Consider the following 611-nt stretch of genomic DNA (forward strand, 5'->3'; position numbering starts at 1 on the left):
CGCCTGATCCAGCAGGCGCTGCTGCAACAGCTCACGCCGATCTTCGACCCTCTGTTCTCGGACTACAGCTACGGTTTTCGTCCGGGCAGAAGCGCCCATCAAGCCATCGAAACAGCCCGTGACCATGTTGCAGCGGGTTACCGCTGGTGCGTGGAACTTGATCTTGAGAAGTTCTTTGATCGAGTGAATCACGACGTGTTGATGGCCAAAGTTGAGCGTCATGTCGAAGACAAATGCGTACTCAGACTGATCCGCCGTTACCTTGAAGCGGGAGTTATGTCAGGCGGGATCGCCAGCCGACGGCAGGAAGGGACGCCGCAAGGCGGCCCGCTCTCGCCGTTGCTGTCGAACATCCTGCTCAACGAACTCGACCGGGAGTTGGAGCGGCGGGGCCATCGCTTCGTTCGTTATGCCGACGATGCGAACATTTATGTACGTAGTCTCCGTGCAGGCGAACGAGTGCTGGCCGGAGTTGAGCGTTTCCTGAATCAGCGTCTGAAACTGACGCTGAATCGGGAAAAGAGCCACGTGGCACGGCCGTGGGTTTGCGATTACCTGGGTTACGGGATGAGCTGGCATCAACAGCCGAGGCTAAGAGTGGCAACGATGAG

General features: G+C 57.9%; 1 protein-coding gene. It reads left to right on the forward strand.

What is annotated here, in order from left to right:
• On the forward strand, positions 1-611 hold a 611-nt coding region (locus tag ACW9H9_RS28750; protein WP_457346728.1), incomplete at both ends, for a reverse transcriptase domain-containing protein.

The organism is Pseudomonas sp. SDO5215_S409 (assembly GCF_054071325.1).